This window comes from Psychrobacillus antarcticus, from assembly GCF_029533155.1.
Taxonomy (GTDB): domain Bacteria; phylum Bacillota; class Bacilli; order Bacillales_A; family Planococcaceae; genus Psychrobacillus; species Psychrobacillus antarcticus.
The window spans coordinates 1-17,260 of sequence record NZ_JAIZDB010000006.1; the positions used below are offsets into that span (position 1 = coordinate 1).

A 17,260-nucleotide genomic window follows, 5' to 3' on the forward strand; every position below is an offset into this window, starting at 1 on the left:
CAATCTACAGGGCAGGTTGCCCACGTGTTACTCACCCGTCCGCCGCTAAATCAGAAGAAGCAAGCTTCTTCGTCATTCGCTCGACTTGCATGTATTAGGCATGCCGCCAGCGTTCGTCCTGAGCCAGGATCAAACTCTCCATAATAGTTACCTTCCGATCTGCGAAGCATTTCGAAAGGCAACAAATTAGAACTAGTTTAAAAGCTCATTTGTTTTGCTGGCATCATCATTAAATGATGTCAAAAATTGTTTTGCTGTCAAACTAACTAAGTTAGCTATCAAGCTGTATGTCTTAACGTTTTGCATGTTCAGTTTTCAATGTTCAGTATTCTATAGTAGAAAATGTTGGAGCGGGTGAAGAGAATCGAACTCTCATCATCAGCTTGGAAGGCTGAGGTTTTACCACTAAACTACACCCGCATTAAATTTCGTTAAATTGTTATGTGACTGGTGCGGCCGAGAGGACTTGAACCTCCACGGGGTTATCCCCCACTAGGCCCTCAACCTAGCGCGTCTGCCGTTCCGCCACGACCGCTTAGTTAATCAATAGGACAAGGTTTAGTATAGTCTCGAACACCTTAAATGTCAATAACAATTTGATGAGCCATGTAGGATTCGAACCTACGACCCTCTGATTAAAAGTCAGATGCTCTACCAACTGAGCTAATGGCTCAAAAATGGCTGGGGAACCTGGATTCGAACCAGGGCATGATGGAATCAAAATCCATTGCCTTACCGCTTGGCTATACCCCAACATGGCGGTCCCGACCGGGATCGAACCGGCGATCTCCTGCGTGACAGGCAGGCATGTTAACCGCTACACCACGGGACCGTTAAAATATTTAAAAATGGTAAATGACCCCTACGGGATTCGAACCCGTGTTACCGCCGTGAAAGGGCGGTGTCTTAACCGCTTGACCAAGGGGCCATAATGGCTCCGAAGGTAGGACTCGAACCTACGACCGATCGATTAACAGTCGATTGCTCTACCACTGAGCTACTTCGGAATAATTTTTGTTGTTTTGTCGTTTTGTTTTACTCGACTTTATCTATTATAGAGAGGGTTTTTGAAAACGTCAACTACTTTTCGGATATTTATTTCATATTCTCCAAGGAAACGAATAACAAAGCTCCGTAACACTTGCCACAACGGTATTTCTTCGTATTTAATTGAATCTTCCGGTTATATAAAAGAGAGCATTTAGCGCATTTATACGTATACTTCTTTGTAATTTTCCTTCCTGTTCTCTCCATTAACGTAGAACAAAATCTAGGGGCGTTTGTTTTTTTTAGTAGCTCACGAAAATCTGCATCTCTATGTTGATATCCTTTTCCTTCTATATGTAAGTGATAATGACAAAGCTCATGTTTGATCACACCAACTAATTCATCCATTCCATATTTTTCGAATACTAACGGATTTACTTCTATATGATGTGTTCTCAACATATATCTTCCACCTGTAGTTCTCAGGCGTTTATTAAAATATGCTTTATGTTGAAAGTCTTTCCCAAAGATCTCGTTCGATACATGACATACTAGTTCGTACAGTTTTTCATCCGACATATAACTCACCCCTATTTAAAAAGAGGTTGTCCAATAGAAAATCTCCATTGGACAACTCTATTAGTTACACCTGTTGTTCTGGAGGAAGCATCGTTAATGCAATTCTTCCTTTATTGGCATCGAACTGCTCTACCCATACGGTGACGATGTCTCCAAGCGATACAACATCTAAGGGATGTTTGACAAACCCTTTTTTTAGTTTGGAAATGTGAACTAAACCATCTTGTTTTACACCGATATCGACAAATGCACCAAAGTCTACTACATTTCGTACTGTCCCTTGTAGTTCCATCCCTGTTTTTAAATCCTCTAATTTGAGTACATCTTTTTTCAAGAGAGGTTGTGGGAATGCTTCACGGGGATCACGTGCAGGTTTAATTAATGCATCTACAATATCTTTTAGTGTGATTTCTCCTATTTCTAATTCTATACTCACTTCTGCTATGGAAATTTTCTTTAATGCCTCTTCTGCTTCTTTTGTGCCTATTTGTGTTTTCTTAAGGCCTGCAATTTCCAGTACCTGTTCCGCCCCTTTATAGCTTTCAGGGTGAATGCCAGTTGCATCAAATGGATTTTTTGCATCTGGTACGCGTAAAAACCCAATTGCTTGCTCATAAGTTTTAGCTCCAAGACGCGGAATTTTCTTGAGTTGAGCTCTGGAGGTAAATCTACCCTGCTCATTTCTCATATTCACAACATTTTCTGCGACTGTTTTTGAAAGACCAGAAACGTATTGCAATAGAGAGGCTGATGCTGTGTTTACATTTACTCCAACTTGGTTAACAGCAGTTTCTACTATAAAGGATAGCGATTCCGATAATTTCTTTTGCGAAACATCATGTTGGTATTGTCCCACCCCTACAGCTTTTGGATCTATTTTCACTAATTCTGCAAGAGGATCCTGCAGTCTTCTTGCAATAGATACTGCACTACGCTGCTCTACTTGTAAGTCAGGAAACTCGTTACGTGCAGTTTCAGAGGCTGAATACACACTGGCACCAGCTTCATTTACTATTACATACGCTACTTCATCCTCTACTTCTTTCAAACAGTCCACGATAAATTGTTCCGTTTCGCGAGAAGCTGTACCATTCCCAATGGCAATTAAAGAAATAGGATAGTTTTTTAAGTAAGCAAGCACTTTTTTCTTGGAACCCTCCACATCCATTTTAGGTGCATGTGGATAAATAGCAGAAACCTCAAGAAGCTTTCCTGTATCATCTACAACCGCTAACTTACATCCCGTACGAAAAGCTGGGTCGACACCTAGAATTACTTTCCCCTTTAATGGTTGTTGTAATAGTAGGTTTCGTAGGTTTTCAGAGAAAATATGAATAGCTTGCGCTTCCCCTTTTTCAGTAAGCTCTGCGCGGATTTCTCGTTCTACAGAAGGCTGAATAAGTCGCTTATACGAATCTTCTACCGCCAATTCAATCTGCTCCACCGCATCACTAGATGAAGTTTTAATCCACTGTGCCTTCATCACATTCATCGCTTTCTCTATTGGAACCTGAAGAGTTACTTTTAGAATATCCTCTTTTTCTCCTCGGTTTAACGCTAATATACGATGAGGTACTATCTTTTTCACCGGCTCTTCGTATTCGTAATACATCTCAAATACATTCTTTTCGTCTAGCTCTGCTTTTTTAACAGACACAATAATTTTACCGTCCGCACGGGTAATATTTCGAATTTGCTCTCGTATTTTGGCATCATCGGCGAACTGCTCTGCAAGAATGTCTCTAGCTCCAAGTAAAGCTTCCTCTACAGTTAAAACTTCTAACTCCTCATTCAGAAACTCTTCTGCTAATATAGCTACTGGCTCCCTAGGGAAAGTCATTAAAAGTGCAGCAAGTGGTTCTAATCCTTTTTCTTTTGCGATAGTAGCTTTCGTTCTACGTTTTTGCTTATAAGGACGATATAAATCCTCTAATCGCTGCAGTACTGTCGCATTATTTATAGAAGCAGTCAATTCTTCGGTTAATTTTCCTTGTTCCTCAATTAATCGAAGGATTTCTTCTTTTCTTTGCTCCAGCTGTTGTATGTAGTTATAACGATCCTCGACGGCTTTAATTTGGACTTCATCTAAAGATCCTGTTTGTTCTTTTCTATATCGTGCGATGAAGGGAACCGTATTCCCTTCTTCTAATAATTTTATAACCTGTTCTGCTTGCGATGTTTTGACACCTGTATCTTTTGAAACCAGTTGGAGCATCTTTTTTATTTCCAAAACAAACACGTCCTTTCTATATAGTACTCATTTTACCATACCTGGAGCCTTCTAGAAAAAGGTAAACAAAAAGCTTACCCTAGTTTAGAGTAAGCTTCCAACTATAAATGTAGAGTCGTCACCATGTTCAATTTCTTTAAAAACTGTTTCATAGAGACACTGAGCATTATTTGCATTTTTTAAAGTAGATTTCGGACTTCTCATCACAACACCGTCCGAGTGGAGCATAAACAAGTCATTCTTATCACAAGCATATGTTTGCGTATTTGTCTTTTGTTTTCTCCCAGATAAATAACCCATTACCGGCAAAGGATAAATCATCTTGTCCGTAGCACGTTTATACATATAAAACTTAACATTTCCTACACAGCTATAAGAAATAGTTTGATCTCTATAATCTATTTTAACTATCGCTACCGCCGCACCTCTTTTTTGAAACATCAAATCATTGCAGCGTAATAATAGTTCATCGAGCGTTTCTTCTTTATAGTTCTCTAAAATTTCCGGTATAACATCCGCAGATTCTTTAGCAACCGGCCCGTTTCCCAAGCCATCTGCTATAGCACAAAGCATAAAATCATCTGTCTTTGTAATATAATAAGTGTCTCCAGATTGTACATTTCCACTTTTGGCTTCTTGGTATACAAATAATTCTACTTTGTCATCTGAAAAATTTATCATTATACTACTCCGCCTGAGGATGAAATAGCTTCTTGTAATTTCTTTATGGCTTTGCGTTGAATTCTAGATACATGCATCTGAGATATACCAAGACGATCTCCCGTTTCTTTTTGACTCAGCTGCTCCATATATGTAAGTTGAATTATTTCTTTCTCACGATCAGATAAAACACTGAGTGCATTGGCCACAAGTAATCGTTGATCTGTTTTCTCGTACTCGTCATCCGGTTGTCCAATTACATCAAATAGCGTAATCGTACTACCATCTGAATCCGACTCAAGTGAATGATCCATAGAAAGTGCTTGATAACTTTTACCCATTTCCATGGCTTCTAGTACGTCTTCCACTTCTACCCCTAAGAAATCGGCTATTTCTGGGATAATAGGTGAACGTTGAAATTCTACTGTTAGTGTTTCAACTGCTACCCTGATACGTGGTCCTAGCTCTTTTATTCTTCTTGGAACATGAACAGCCCATGTTTTATCTCTCAGAAAGCGCTTTATCTCCCCGATAATCGTCGGAATTGCAAAAGCTTCAAAGTTTTTACCGAAAGATGGATCATATCTTCGGATAGCCCCAAGTAAACCAAGCATTCCAACTTGGGCAATATCCTCATGATGCGGTTTTCCATTTGAATACTTTCGAGCGATTGATTCAACCAATCTAGTATAATTTAGCACTAGTTTTGTTTGAGCATCTTCGCTTTCCGTCTCTTGATATTCTTTGATCCATTCCAATATTTTCTCTTTCGATTCTTTAGGAAGGGACGTGTTCGACATTTTGATCCACCCGCTCTACTCCGACATGCTTCGTCATAAATACAGTAACACCGTCTTGGTGGTGGACTTTCACTTCATCCATTAATGTCTCGATTAAATATAAACCAAGACCTCCTTCTCTTAAAAAGGATACTTCTTCTAAGTTATGGTATGGCCCTATTTTTGCCTTTGTTTCTTCAAAGTCAAAACTTTTCCCATGATCTGCTACCATAATTTCTATTTTTCCCTCGTACAATGCACAACCAATGACTACTTCGCCTTCCTCATTATCGGCATAAGCATGTTGGACTGCATTTGTAATAGCTTCACTTGTAGCAATTTTCAAGTCTTCTATATCGTCATACGTAAATCCGATGCGATTAGCTAGCCCAGAAATTGTAAGTCGTGCCACGCTAACATACTGAGGTTTTGCAGGCAGTCGCATTTCTACATAATCAAACGGTTTCATCTTTTTTCACCTCTTTATCTGTCTCCTGGATATCCATAATTTCTACTAAACCAGTTATATCAAATAAGCGTTTCAATCTAGACGAAAGTCCCGTCAACTCCATATGACCATTTGCAGCACTTATACTTTTATAAAACCCAACAAAAACTCCTAATCCTGTACTATCCATATATGAAACGTCCATTAAATTCAATTCAACATGCATATTATCCTGTAACGTTATTTCCTTAAGTTTCTCTCTTAGAATTGGTGCTGTAAAGGCATCAATCTCTCCACCAATTATTCCTTTAACGTGCAACTCACCTAATGTATGAAGTTCAACTGAAATATTCATTTACAATTCCCCCCGATTTTCGCTATAGCTATATATATGGTCTATATACCACAAGTTAGCTGATGATAAACCTTATATTACTTCTTTTTGAAAATAACGAGTGTAAAGTCATCCCGTTGTTCAAACTCCTGTAATTCCTCCAGCTTATGAAACACAAATTCCACCATATCTTGGGCGGACTGATCTCTTACACTTTCAATAATATCCATTACGGTATTTTGGTCAATGAACCCAGCTTTTGAACGACATTCCGTTACACCATCAGTCATCATAACGATAAAGTCATCTTTATCTAAGGATATAATATGCTGTTCATATTTAACATTGGGAATAACGCCTAATAATAATCCCTTTGCTTGTAACTCTGAAAATTCATTCGATTTAGCAGAATAAAACAGAGGTGGTTCATGCCCAGCTGAAGCATATGTAAATTTACTATTTGAAGTATCATAGGTCCCATAAAACATAGATATGAACATCGAATCACTTACACTTTTCTCGACGATTCTATTTATAACGTCTAGCACAACGATTGGTTCAGTTTCTGCACCATTCAAACTATCCATCCCATATTTAATCATAGACATGCATAGGGCAGCTGGAATTCCTTTTCCAATCACGTCAGCAACAGCGATACCAATTGTAGTGTCATCATTTAAAAAATGTGTATAATCCCCATTCATTTCTTTTGCAGGAACAGATATCATTCCTATATCCAAATCGTTCATAACTGGAATCTTTGTTTTCAACAAGGTTTGTTGAACATTAGACGCTAGCTCCATTTCCATTCTAAAGTTTTCCTGCTTTTTTATTAACGTTTGATGTTCTTTTAATGCTAGTCCATATCTAATCATCACTTCTATTAATAAATCAAAAGAATGCCAAACATCATTCGGTAAATCAGGCATAAGCTCTTCTAAAGAAGCCTTATGTATACTTATAACTTCCTCTGGAGAAATGTTCTTTTGAATGAGTTGTCGACTGAAGTTTTGCCCCTCATACAAATTAAGTTCTGTTTGTCTTTGAGTATATTGCTCCAAGATTTCTTTGTATTGTCTCTTAAATTCCTGAGGCATACGTTTAACTCACCTCCTATCTTAGTAGCTTAGACGCACTAATTGTAGTGCCCTCTCCTAGTACAGTTTCAATCTTAAAGTCATCCATTAGTCGCCTTACACCTGGTAGACCGGCACCTAGGCCACCTGATGTCGTATAGCCATCTTCCATAACTTTACGAACATCTACAATGCCTGGTCCTTTATCGGACGCAATGACTAATAGACCTCTAAGATTGCCATCTGTAATTTGTCTAATCTCTATTTTACCTTTACCAGCATATAAATATATATTTCGAGCAAGTTCACTAATCGCTGTTGTAATTCTTGCTTGGTCTACTGTACCGAAGCCTACTTCTTTGGCTTCATTTCTACCAAGTTGCCTTGCAGCAACGATATCCCACTCCGTTATTATATCAACAGAAGACCTTAAGTTCATAATGAATTAGTCCTCCAATTCTCGTTCTAATTTTTCCAATCCATTTTCTAAGTCTAGAGCCGTAACTACATTCTCAAGTCTGATTCCTAATTCTATAAGGGTAATTGCTACCGCGGGTTGAATGCCCGTGATTACTACTTTTGCTCCCATAAGACCAGACATATTAATAACATCGCCTAGTACCTTCGCGATGAATGAGTCGATAAAGTCGATCGGCGTTAAGTCAAGTACTACTCCTCTAGCAGAAGTTGTATGAAGCTTTTCAAGCAAATCTTCTTGAAAAGAAAGTGCAGTTTGGTCATCTAACTCCCATTGGATCGAAACGATTAAACAATCTCTCAATTTTAATATAGGTATTCTTGTAATCATTATATATTCACCTCTACTATTGCACGATTTGTCATAGCTAGGGCTTGTTCAACCCCTTTTTGTAATGTGCTTGTTGTTGTAAAATCATTTAAATTAATACCCAGTGTAACAATAGTTTGCGCAATTTCTGGACGGATTCCTACAAGCATACATTTCGCTCCTACTAAACGTACGGCATCTGCCGCTTGAATAATATGATGGGCAACCATTGTATCAACTACAGGAACTCCAGTGATATCTAGTAATACTACTTCTGCTCGATGCTTGACAACTCCATGTAGAAGGTTTTCCATTATTAGTTTTGCTCGTTCTGTATCAATCGTACCAACTAAAGGCATTACCGAAATTTTTTCAAATACAGGAATTAATGATGCAGAAAGTTCTTGTAAGGCGATTTTTTGTAAGCTCACTGTTTTTTCCCACACCACAGAATAGGCATCCACAATACTATGGTTTAAAGGAGTAATCCAATTAGTTAATATATCTCTATGTGATTGGAAATTACCTTCATTTAAGTACTCTGCTTCGTCCATTTTCTCATAAATTATTTCTGTAAAATTAGTTAGCGCCTTTAGTACAAAAGAAATAGACCAGCCATAACGTACAATTTGAACAGAGAAATCATCTAACTTTGCTGTATACGTTGCTTGTTCTTCCGTTAGACTCGAAATCATTAACTCTCCGAATTCGCGAACTATACTTTCCACAATTTTATCCGACATGATTTGGAAGAAGCGATCATCCTTCTCTTCTTCCATTTTGCATCTCCATTTTTCTAAAATTTCATCAATGTTTTCGTGAATATACGAAGCAATTCTTTTATTCATTGTCTCCTATACATCTCCTCGTTGGATATTAGTAATTATATTGTACAGAATTTCCTCGTACATTACATCATTTATACTTGTCCATATAAAAAAAAGCAGAGACGCTGCACTTCTGCTTCAGCGTTCTTCTGCGTCGAGCGAGTATAATTAGCTATGTTTTCCACTCATATATACTTATGAACTAAAATTTTTCTTCCTATTAAAAAACACAATGTGTCTTTGTCGGATTCACATTGTGTTCTTACTATGTATTAAAATTTAACAATTCCTAAGCTAATCCCTAAAGCATGATCAACATCTTCCATTACGTCTACGTCTAGGTGGGTGATTTTATCCGTAAGTCGAGATTTATCAATTGTTCTTAACTGCTCCAATAAAATAACTGAATCACGTTCGAAATCATATTCTTTTGCATTTATTTCTACATGCGTTGGTAATTTTGCTTTTTGAATTTGTGCTGTGATAGCTGCCACAATGACAGTTGGACTGAATCTATTACCGATATCATTTTGTATCACCAAAACGGGTCTGGTTCCACCTTGCTCAGACCCGATTACTGGTGATAAATCCGCAAAAAAAACGTCTCCACGTTTTACGATCAAATTTTCATCCTCCACTTACGAGTCGCTCTGTCGTATGTTGAGCTTCATATTCTGCATGTAAACACTCCGTACAGATGGAGAGATTTATATGAGACATCTCAACATAGCCTTTCATCATTGCTTCTCTTATAAGATTTGCCTGACCATTTTTTACATATTCATTTGCTTGGACACGAACGAAACTTTCTACGCCAGTTAATGATTGTTTGACGGTTTTTACTCCTTCATTAACCAATTGATTTGGAAGCTGAACTACTGCTTCCTTTTTCTTTTTATCACTTACCACAGCAAACACCTCCGACAAAACATTTCCCAATATGACAATATACTTCATCTTACCATCTCTCTAGCTAAAATAAAAGACATTACGAGAAATGATTAGACAAATTATTCATATATTCTTAATTTTTGTCGAAAGTCTACTTGCTATATATTCTTGGTACTCTGTTAGAAAAAGTGCAACAAACTTCATAAGGGATAGTTTGAAGCGCTTCCGCCCATTCTTCTATTAGAATCTCTTCGGTTTCTTGTTTACCTATTAATACAACTTTTTCACCAATCTCTACTTTTTCATCAAGCCGAATCATTGTTTGATCCATACAAATTCTCCCGACTATTGGCATCTTTTTACCATTTATCAATACAGATTGATTATGTAGCTTTCTTAACAAGCCATCTGCATAACCAATCGGAATTGTCGCAATCCACTCGTCTGTTGGAGCCACATATGTAGCCCCGTAGCCAATGGTAGAGCCCTTTAGAACCTTTTTTACATGTGCTACCTCTGTGTGCAACGACAGTGCCTTTTCTAACGAAAATGGAAGTTCACCATTAATCCACGGAGATGGCGCTATACCATACATAGATATACCGAAACGCACGGCATTCCAGTGCTGATCAGGATATATTAAAGCCGCTGCACTATTAGAGGTATGCACGATGGCCGGTCTTTGCTCAAATACATTTAATAACTTTTCAAATTTGGAAACTTGTTGTTGGAATAGTGTTTGGTCTTCCTCATCTGCGGTTGCAAAGTGCGTGAAAACGCCCGTAATCTGCAACCCCTCACTCTGTCGAATAAAAGCTAGCGCCATCTTCAGCTCTGTTTCATCCATAAAACCAATTCTACCCATCCCACTATCAATTTTTATATGCAGCTTCAAGGGACCTTGAATATCCCGAGTAGCAATTAGCCATTCATATGAATATGCTGTAAGTGTAATGTTCTGTTTGGAAGCTTCCTCTAAGAAAGAGAGAGGAGTGGTGCCCAGTAGAAGTATATCTGCTTGAATACCGGCTTCCCTTAAGTGCAATGCCTCCTCCGGCGTGGCAACAGCCAAGATTTTGGATCCTGCTTTTAATGCAGCTTGCGCAACAGCAACATCTCCATGACCGTATCCATTTGCCTTAACTACAGCAATAACTCCTGTATGTGTCGGAAGTGTTTCCTTGAGTCTTTTTATATTATTTTGTATGGCTTGTAAATTCACCTTTATGAACGTAGGACGGTAATGCTGTTGCGACATGTAATTCCCTCTTTTTATCAGTTTAAACCGATTATCCTACTAGTATAATGAAGTAGTCAACCCTAATCACTTTAAACCGCCAGTAGTCATGGACGCTGCAACTTCAATCATTTCTTCTTTTGTTAAAGTAGATGAAGCGATAAAGAATGACATTCCTTCCTGCTCCCAAGACAGTGAGTGGTCTGTTATAGCACCAATCGCAGCTCCTAAATCAACCGGATCACCAGGTGAAAATACTGGAATGATGGAAGAATCGCCCAGTTCACTCCGTTGTTGAATAATCGTAAATTCTTTGTCTCCACTATATGTTAATATAACTCTTTTTTCTCCGTCGACTTCCATTAATTTCTCATCAATGTTATGCACTTGTTCCCATTTTAATAATGGATAATACGTTTCAAATTCAGAATCATCTATCTCTGCTGATGCCTCAATTGTTCCTTCAGTGCCACCAGCTTTTGGGGCTGTTGTTTGTTCCATCTTATATTCTGCTGCTGCATGTGTTTTCCCTAGAGATACTTTACTGAATGTAATATGAATTTGTTCTTCTTTGTTCTCATTCATGATAGAAACATCCGTGGGTAGTAATGTCTTTTTATTGATGTAAATCTTTTGAGTTGGCAGCATCGTTTTATGATTATTACTCGTTTTTGTTTCAAAGACATAATTATCCCCTTCTTCTTTGAAGGTTGCTGTTTTATCTTTTTTTATGTCGTTGGCTAGTGAACCGATCAAATACGCTTGGCTATTTTCAGTTGGCCATTTGCTTTGGAACTTATACGTTTTGTTCAGTGCTGGCGTTACGACAAACACGCCTTCTGTGTTACGAACGATCATTTGCGTATTCTCTGCATTAGTATCCGACACCTGAACCCGGTAAAAATCTGGTTTCGTATGCCAAACTTCTACATCGTAAACTCTAGGTTCATCCCCAGTTAAGATACTCATCTCAGCTGCGAGCTCATACCCCTTTGTATCCACCCACTTGTTACTAAGTTTTTTCACAACGTCTTCTTTTGATTCTGCTCCACATGCGGAGAGTACTAAAATTGTTACAAATAAAAATAATAGTTTAGCCACGCGGCTTTTCAATCAGTCCATCCTTTCTATTATCACTGCGTTCATTCATTGTATGTAGATGGACGACCGGTTATGATTGTAGAATTACTTGTGCAGCTGCATAAACTTTTGTATGTGTTATAGAAACAAAGCCGTTAACTTTGATTCCTTTAAAATATAAGATTGGCTTACCTGAAGGTTCTTTTAAGATTTCAATATCTTGAAAACTACAATCTTTTCCTATTCCAGTGCCTAGCGCTTTAGAAAATGCTTCTTTGGCTGCAAATCTTCCAGCTAAATATTCTAATTGTCTTGCCGTTGATAATTCATTTAATTGAACTCTTTCTTTGTCGCTAAGTATTCGCTCTTCAAACTTATGTGTTTTAGCCTGAATGGATTTAATTCTTTCTATTTCTGTTATATCTAAGCCTATTCCAGTAATCATGAATGTTTCTCCTTTCCAAATATCCCACTCACAGGATATACTAATAGTAGAAAAATTGAGGTGATATAATGTTCAGTAGAACAGAAAACTTTAAACAATACATAAAACTATATCCAGTTGTTTCTTCATTGCTCGCGTTAAATATCGCTATACATCTATTAACGTTAGTTCCTATTCTCGGATCGCAAATTTTTAGTTTTGGTGTTCATTTTAACTTACTAATTAGTGAGGGTGAATATTGGCGTTTGCTAACTCCGATATTCTTGCATGCTTCTTTTGCTCATTTATTATTTAATATGTTCTCCTTGTACATATTTGGTCCGGAGTTGGAGCAAATTGCTGGGAAAGCTCGTTTCCTCACTATTTATATGTTAGCAGGATTAGTTGGTAATGTTGCCACCTATTTAATACATGACTGGAATTATACCAGCGTTGGGGCAAGTGGCGCAATTTATGGGATTTTCGGTGCTTTTGCGGCTTTAGTTTATTATATGAGAAATTTCATGCCACAGCTAAAACAAATCATTATTCCGATTATCGTAATTGGTGTTATTATGACATTCCTACAGCCTCAGATTAATGTTACTGCTCATCTTGCAGGTTTGGTAACTGGTTTTATATTAGGAATGATTTACTTCCATCCTAAGCGTATAGCTGCTTGGAAGAAACGACAACGTAAGCTTAAATCAGTTTGACCTAAGAGAAGATTACAAGAAAGACCGGACAAAAAAACGCCAAGGTCTTTAGGATCTTAACCTGTTTCTACTGTTTTCGAAGGGCTTTGGACAGACTTATTGCTATATAATTACCGTTTCATTTTTTAAAGATGCTGATCGTGACTGAGGTCACGACCAGCATCTTTTTTTCTTGGTAATCTTATGGCTATTAACTGTCCGTCGCACTTCTACAACTTTAAGAAACAAATTATTGCACTTTTTGTTAACTAGAGAAAAGCTACTTCCCTATTGTTAGAGGTGGATGAAGATGAGAGATTGCCTTCCCTTTGAGAGGTGGCGCTCTTAGCCTTTGTACCCCATCTGAAACGGAAATCAGTAGTATTTATTCATTCTATCAGGTCCATAAACCTAGTGTTCACGTACAATTTCATATACTATCTTTCAAAAAAGAACAGACCTTACAAAGGCTGTTCTTTTTCTATTTCTATAGGTTCTATTCTAGCTGGTTCATACCATTCCATTAGTTTTTCTGCATCTGCTTTTTCAATATGAGGAATGGTAGCAGCCGATCCAGACACGCCAGACTTAATAGTAGTAATAATAGAAGAAACTTCTGCTTTTTTTTGGAAATATGTAGTCCGCTCTGTCATTGCTTGAATGCGTTTCTTTTCCATCCAAAGCGAGACTCTACTAAATAGACGATACTGTACAACAAGCTGTTTTTCATCCAACCAATATCCTGCTGTCTTATGCTGCCATGCACCCAATAGAAAGCTTAGCGGTAAGAGTAATAGCGAGAACAACCCAAACGGAAAGAAGAAATAACTAACTACTGCCACAACTGGGATCAACCATAAAAAATCTAAACGATAGAAAAATTTTCTAGAGCGTTTCGGAACTCGCGTAAAGTTAGCTCCAAATTCGTAATTAGGAAAGATTTGAACGAGAATAGGATTAATCTGGTCCTTTTTAATAAGAGGGATTAATCGAATTTTCTCGTCTTTCTCAGCTAAGGATCCCCCAGCACTGTCAACGATAACAGTTGCATGCCCTGTGAGTTGACGAAGAGGATTTTCCACAATTCGCACTCCTTGGATGCGCGATAAAGGAATCGTTATTTTTTTCTTTTCAAGTAATCCTCTAGTAATAATAATTTCCTCATCTTCTACTCGAATAGTGAACTCATAATAGTTTATAAACGTAAGTGCTACCGATACAATCCATGCCACCAGAAGTACAAAGAATACAACTAAAGCGATTAGTAAAGCTCCGAACCTGATAAACATAATGACTTCATTATATATAGTCTCGTAAGGGATTACTTCTGAAAATTGGGAAACAAACACAGCTAAACCAGAGAAAAAAACACCAACTCCGCCAGATGTACTTGCAAGAATAAGTAAATCCTTCTGAGACATTCGGAATAACGGTTGTATTTGTTCTACTACCTGCTCTTCTGAATCAAAAGACAAATCAATACTATCTATTTCTGATTCCTTATTTTTCGCGAGATTCATCTCTTTTTTTATTTGCTCAGCTGCTTCTTTAGAAATTGCAGTCAATTCTGCATCTGCTTCTTTTGTTGCGCCTCCACCAGCCGTCTCTACCTTCACCTTTACCAATCCAAATGGTCGATGAAAGATACCCTCTGTATAATTTAAGCTTTGAATTCGTTCAAATGGGATATACCTTTTTTTCTTTACGAAAAGACCATATTCAATACGGAGTTCTTCCTCTTCGAACCAGTAACGAAACCTTTTCCATTTAATAATTCCACTCACTAACATAGCAATTAATAACACTGCATAAATAATATATATTATGTAAGAGGTCCAGCCCTCGGAGTCTCCTCCTCCAAACCCATTTACTGCAATAACTACGACTAACGGTACAATCATTTCTTTTAATACTTTTACAAAATTAATAACGGCAGATATAGGATGTAAAGTAAATTTTTCTTTAGACATCATCTTCCGCCACCCTTGCAAGCACAGAAATTCTACCACGAAGTTCGTCCGCTTCTGTAGTTATGAGGGCAGGAATAGTGTGACTAGTTGCAGCAGTTGAAATAGTAATCGACGATAAATCATACTTTCTCAGGATAGGACCCTGTTCCGTATCTACATGCTGTACACGAACCATTGGCACAAGCGTTCTTTTGACGATAAACAATCCGTGCTGTAATTCGATCTCTTGTTCTCGCACTTCGTATCTCCAACGAGTCCATCTAATTTTCGGAAATAGATAGATTAATAAATATCCAAAAAGTAATATTACTACTCCATCTACTATGTATAACCATATAAGTTGACCAGTGAAATAATTGATAACTCCTACTCCAACACCTAATAATAAAGCAATTATAGATTGAAATATTCCATAAATTCTCCATACACGCAATCCTTTTTCGGATAATCGATTGATTGGTTCTTGTCTCATATTAAGCCCCCTCTTTCCTCATTGTATACGAAATGCGCGCTAATATGTTTCAATATATTACAATTTTCTACGAGAACTAAATTTTCGGAACTAACATTTTTTTCCCAAAAGAAAAAGAATGAGCATACACCGAAGTGTAAGCTCATTCTTTGAAATTTCTTTTTAGCCTTCGTTACGTGGTGAGCGAGTTCTTGTGCTGCGTTGTGTTGAGCCGTCACGTGGACCACTGCTACGACGCGCGCTTGAACTTGGACGTGAACCTCCACTTGAACGAGGTCCGCGATCGCTGCTTCCGCTACGACCACCTGATGAACTACGACCGCCACCGCCGCCGCTGCTACGGTTACCTTTGTAACCACCGCCGCCGCCACTGCGTCCGCCGCCACCGCCACCACGTTCTCCACGAGAAGGTAGTGGACGTTCTTCAGAAAGAGAAATCGGAGTATCATCCGGTTCTTTCGTCATTGTTTTTAATGCTGCAGCAATTACGTCTATTGCTTCGAATTTTTCAAGCATTTCTTTTGCTAATGGACGATAATCACCTAAATCATTTTTATTTACAATTCCAGATAAAGTTTCTACTGCTACAAGTTTAAGTCCAACTAGTGCTTCATCTGAGCTTGGAGGGATTAAAGCTTCCATACGTTTTTTCGTTGTATTTTCAACGATACGTAAGTAACCCATTTCTCTAGGTGTTACGAATGTAGTAGCAACTCCACTTTTACCTGCACGACCAGTACGGCCGATACGGTGAACATAGCTTTCAGGATCTTGTGGAATATCAAAGTTATATACATGTGTTACGCCAGAGATATCTAATCCACGTGCCGCTACATCTGTTGCAACAAGAATATCAATTTTACCTGATTTGAATTGTTTTAATACAGACATACGTTTAGCTTGGCTTAAATCACCATGAATTCCTTCTGCAAGGTAACCACGAATACTTAAAGCATGTGCTAATTCGTCAACTCTACGTTTTGTACGACCAAAGATAATCGCAAGTTCTGGTTGTTGTACATTCAATATTCTTGAAAGAACATCAAATTTTTCACGCTCAGTAGCTTTTACGTAATACTGTTCAATATTTTCAACAGTCATTTCTTTAGACTTAATACTAACTTCCACTGGATCTTTCATGAAGCGTTCTGCAATTTTACGAATCGGTCCTGGCATTGTAGCTGAGAACAATAGCGTTTGACGCTCAGGAGGTACGCTTTCTAAAATTGTGTTAATGTCTTCAATGAATCCCATGTTAAGCATTTCATCTGCTTCATCTAAGATAAGTGTTTGAACTTGGTCAAGTTTCAACGTACGACGGTTAATATGGTCAAGAATACGACCTGGTGTCCCTACGATAACTTGTGGTTTGTTTTTAAGCGCACGGATTTGACGGCTAATTTCTTGTCCACCGTATACTGATAATAAACGAACCTTTTTGTCATACCCTAATTTGTAAAGCTCTTCCGAAACTTGAATTGCAAGCTCACGTGTTGGAGCGATGATTAATGCTTGGATATTCGGGTTTTTAATATCAATCTTTTCAATCATAGGAATACCAAATGCAGCAGTTTTACCTGTACCAGTCTGTGCTTGACCGATAACGTCGCGTCCACCCATAGCATGTGTAATAGTACCTTCTTGGATTGGTGTTGCTTCTTCAAACCCCATACGTTGTACGGATTTTAATGTAGAAGCGCTAATATTTAATTCTGAAAAGTTTGTCAAAATTTTAATCTCCTTTTTGTCTTTTTCACAAAAGGTTACATTTTCAGATGAAATTG

The 17,260-nt window shown here is 38.0% G+C and carries 19 protein-coding genes, 7 tRNA genes and 1 rRNA gene; 1 reads left to right on the top strand and 26 read right to left on the bottom strand.

The window, feature by feature from the left end:
• The 23 genes from LDK52_RS04030 to acpS form a co-directional block, all read right to left on the bottom strand.
• Positions 1-145 (bottom strand): 16S ribosomal RNA (locus LDK52_RS04030); the annotation flags it as partial.
• Positions 146-346: 201 nt separating this feature from the next.
• Positions 347-420 (bottom strand) — tRNA-Gly (locus LDK52_RS04035).
• Between the two features lie 28 nt (positions 421-448).
• Positions 449-535: transfer RNA gene (locus LDK52_RS04040), tRNA-Leu, on the bottom strand.
• Between the two features lie 65 nt (positions 536-600).
• A tRNA-Lys gene (locus LDK52_RS04045) sits at positions 601-673 on the bottom strand.
• 5 nt (positions 674-678) lie between these two features.
• A tRNA-Gln gene (locus LDK52_RS04050) sits at positions 679-753 on the bottom strand.
• Positions 754-756: 3 nt separating this feature from the next.
• Positions 757-832 (bottom strand) — tRNA-Asp (locus LDK52_RS04055).
• A 24-nt stretch (positions 833-856) separates the two neighbouring features.
• Positions 857-928 (bottom strand) — tRNA-Glu (locus LDK52_RS04060).
• A gap of 4 nt (positions 929-932) precedes the next feature.
• Positions 933-1,007 (bottom strand) — tRNA-Asn (locus LDK52_RS04065).
• 88 nt (positions 1,008-1,095) lie between these two features.
• Positions 1,096-1,566 carry a SprT family protein gene (locus LDK52_RS04070; RefSeq protein ID WP_277584670.1) on the bottom strand — a complete coding sequence of 157 codons (471 nt, stop codon included), beginning with the start codon at positions 1,564-1,566 and terminating at the stop codon, positions 1,096-1,098.
• 64 nt (positions 1,567-1,630) lie between these two features.
• On the bottom strand, positions 1,631-3,796 hold the full coding sequence (locus LDK52_RS04075; protein WP_277584671.1) for a Tex family protein: 2,166 nt from the start codon (positions 3,794-3,796) through the stop codon (positions 1,631-1,633).
• 84 nt (positions 3,797-3,880) lie between these two features.
• Positions 3,881-4,477, bottom strand: a complete 597-nt coding sequence (locus tag LDK52_RS04080; RefSeq protein WP_277584672.1) for a PP2C family serine/threonine-protein phosphatase — start codon at positions 4,475-4,477, stop codon at positions 3,881-3,883.
• A complete protein-coding gene (gene sigB / locus LDK52_RS04085; protein ID WP_277584673.1) occupies positions 4,477-5,256 on the bottom strand; it encodes an RNA polymerase sigma factor SigB in 780 nt (259 codons plus the stop codon). The genes LDK52_RS04080 and sigB overlap by 1 nt, the downstream gene beginning before the upstream one ends.
• A complete protein-coding gene (gene rsbW / locus LDK52_RS04090; RefSeq protein WP_277584674.1) occupies positions 5,234-5,704 on the bottom strand; it encodes an anti-sigma B factor RsbW in 471 nt (156 codons plus the stop codon). Before rsbW ends, sigB begins: the two co-directional genes overlap by 23 nt.
• Positions 5,691-6,038, bottom strand: coding sequence for an anti-sigma factor antagonist (locus LDK52_RS04095; protein WP_277584675.1), 348 nt, complete (start codon positions 6,036-6,038; stop codon positions 5,691-5,693). The genes rsbW and LDK52_RS04095 overlap by 14 nt, the downstream gene beginning before the upstream one ends.
• Before the next feature lie 77 nt (positions 6,039-6,115).
• Entirely contained in the window at positions 6,116-7,114 is a 999-nt protein-coding gene (locus tag LDK52_RS04100; protein WP_277584676.1) for a PP2C family protein-serine/threonine phosphatase, read from the bottom strand.
• A gap of 16 nt (positions 7,115-7,130) precedes the next feature.
• The gene (locus LDK52_RS04105; RefSeq protein ID WP_277584677.1) at positions 7,131-7,532 is read right to left on the bottom strand and encodes an anti-sigma regulatory factor; all 402 of its coding nucleotides are present in this window, start codon (positions 7,530-7,532) and stop codon (positions 7,131-7,133) included.
• Between the two features lie 6 nt (positions 7,533-7,538).
• Positions 7,539-7,901, bottom strand: a complete 363-nt coding sequence (locus tag LDK52_RS04110) for an STAS domain-containing protein (protein WP_277584678.1) — start codon at positions 7,899-7,901, stop codon at positions 7,539-7,541.
• The gene (locus LDK52_RS04115; RefSeq protein WP_277584679.1) at positions 7,901-8,728 is read right to left on the bottom strand and encodes an STAS domain-containing protein; all 828 of its coding nucleotides are present in this window, start codon (positions 8,726-8,728) and stop codon (positions 7,901-7,903) included. Before LDK52_RS04115 ends, LDK52_RS04110 begins: the two co-directional genes overlap by 1 nt.
• Positions 8,729-8,979: 251 nt before the next feature.
• Positions 8,980-9,330: a type II toxin-antitoxin system PemK/MazF family toxin gene (locus LDK52_RS04120; protein WP_090566493.1), complete on the bottom strand. Its 351-nt coding sequence runs from the start codon at positions 9,328-9,330 to the stop codon at positions 8,980-8,982.
• Positions 9,331-9,334: 4 nt separating this feature from the next.
• Positions 9,335-9,616: a transcriptional regulator gene (locus LDK52_RS04125; RefSeq protein ID WP_407081780.1), complete on the bottom strand. Its 282-nt coding sequence runs from the start codon at positions 9,614-9,616 to the stop codon at positions 9,335-9,337.
• A gap of 133 nt (positions 9,617-9,749) precedes the next feature.
• Positions 9,750-10,856, bottom strand: coding sequence for an alanine racemase (gene alr, locus LDK52_RS04130; RefSeq protein WP_277584681.1), 1,107 nt, complete (start codon positions 10,854-10,856; stop codon positions 9,750-9,752).
• Between the two features lie 66 nt (positions 10,857-10,922).
• On the bottom strand, positions 10,923-11,948 hold the full coding sequence (locus tag LDK52_RS04135) for a LolA family protein (RefSeq protein ID WP_277584682.1): 1,026 nt from the start codon (positions 11,946-11,948) through the stop codon (positions 10,923-10,925).
• Between the two features lie 58 nt (positions 11,949-12,006).
• The gene (acpS, locus tag LDK52_RS04140) at positions 12,007-12,360 is read right to left on the bottom strand and encodes a holo-ACP synthase (protein ID WP_277584683.1); all 354 of its coding nucleotides are present in this window, start codon (positions 12,358-12,360) and stop codon (positions 12,007-12,009) included.
• Between the two features lie 68 nt (positions 12,361-12,428).
• On the opposite strand from acpS, the gene LDK52_RS04145 reads away from it, so the two are divergent.
• On the top strand, positions 12,429-13,055 hold the full coding sequence (locus LDK52_RS04145) for a rhomboid family intramembrane serine protease (RefSeq protein WP_277584684.1): 627 nt from the start codon (positions 12,429-12,431) through the stop codon (positions 13,053-13,055).
• A gap of 440 nt (positions 13,056-13,495) precedes the next feature.
• Here LDK52_RS04145 and LDK52_RS04150 read toward each other — a convergent pair whose 3' ends face one another.
• The 3 genes from LDK52_RS04150 to cshA form a co-directional block, all read right to left on the bottom strand.
• Complete coding sequence (locus LDK52_RS04150) at positions 13,496-15,004, bottom strand: PH domain-containing protein (protein WP_277584685.1); 1,509 nt, start codon at positions 15,002-15,004, stop codon at positions 13,496-13,498.
• Complete coding sequence (locus LDK52_RS04155) at positions 14,997-15,476, bottom strand: PH domain-containing protein (protein ID WP_277584686.1); 480 nt, start codon at positions 15,474-15,476, stop codon at positions 14,997-14,999. Before LDK52_RS04155 ends, LDK52_RS04150 begins: the two co-directional genes overlap by 8 nt.
• Positions 15,477-15,638: 162 nt before the next feature.
• Complete coding sequence (gene cshA / locus LDK52_RS04160) at positions 15,639-17,204, bottom strand: degradosome RNA helicase CshA (RefSeq protein WP_277584687.1); 1,566 nt, start codon at positions 17,202-17,204, stop codon at positions 15,639-15,641.
• Positions 17,205-17,260 lie beyond the last annotated feature (56 nt).

What these genes read in the sequence shown, in the direction of transcription:
- LDK52_RS04150 (WP_277584685.1), bottom strand. Translation starts at nt 15,004, where the DNA reads ATGTCTAAAGAAAAATTTACTTTACATCCTATATCTGCCGTTATTAAT.
- LDK52_RS04115 (WP_277584679.1), bottom strand. Translation starts at nt 8,728, where the DNA reads ATGAATAAAAGAATTGCTTCGTATATTCACGAAAACATTGATGAAATT.
- sigB (WP_277584673.1), bottom strand. Translation starts at nt 5,256, where the DNA reads ATGTCGAACACGTCCCTTCCTAAAGAATCGAAAGAGAAAATATTGGAA.
- rsbW (WP_277584674.1), bottom strand. Translation starts at nt 5,704, where the DNA reads ATGAAACCGTTTGATTATGTAGAAATGCGACTGCCTGCAAAACCTCAG.
- LDK52_RS04070 (WP_277584670.1), bottom strand. Translation starts at nt 1,566, where the DNA reads ATGTCGGATGAAAAACTGTACGAACTAGTATGTCATGTATCGAACGAG.
- LDK52_RS04155 (WP_277584686.1), bottom strand. Translation starts at nt 15,476, where the DNA reads ATGAGACAAGAACCAATCAATCGATTATCCGAAAAAGGATTGCGTGTA.
- acpS (WP_277584683.1), bottom strand. Translation starts at nt 12,360, where the DNA reads ATGATTACTGGAATAGGCTTAGATATAACAGAAATAGAAAGAATTAAA.
- LDK52_RS04105 (WP_277584677.1), bottom strand. Translation starts at nt 7,532, where the DNA reads ATGAACTTAAGGTCTTCTGTTGATATAATAACGGAGTGGGATATCGTT.
- LDK52_RS04100 (WP_277584676.1), bottom strand. Translation starts at nt 7,114, where the DNA reads ATGCCTCAGGAATTTAAGAGACAATACAAAGAAATCTTGGAGCAATAT.
- LDK52_RS04080 (WP_277584672.1), bottom strand. Translation starts at nt 4,477, where the DNA reads ATGATAAATTTTTCAGATGACAAAGTAGAATTATTTGTATACCAAGAA.
- LDK52_RS04110 (WP_277584678.1), bottom strand. Translation starts at nt 7,901, where the DNA reads ATGATTACAAGAATACCTATATTAAAATTGAGAGATTGTTTAATCGTT.
- LDK52_RS04095 (WP_277584675.1), bottom strand. Translation starts at nt 6,038, where the DNA reads ATGAATATTTCAGTTGAACTTCATACATTAGGTGAGTTGCACGTTAAA.
- alr (WP_277584681.1), bottom strand. Translation starts at nt 10,856, where the DNA reads ATGTCGCAACAGCATTACCGTCCTACGTTCATAAAGGTGAATTTACAA.
- LDK52_RS04145 (WP_277584684.1), top strand. Translation starts at nt 12,429, where the DNA reads ATGTTCAGTAGAACAGAAAACTTTAAACAATACATAAAACTATATCCA.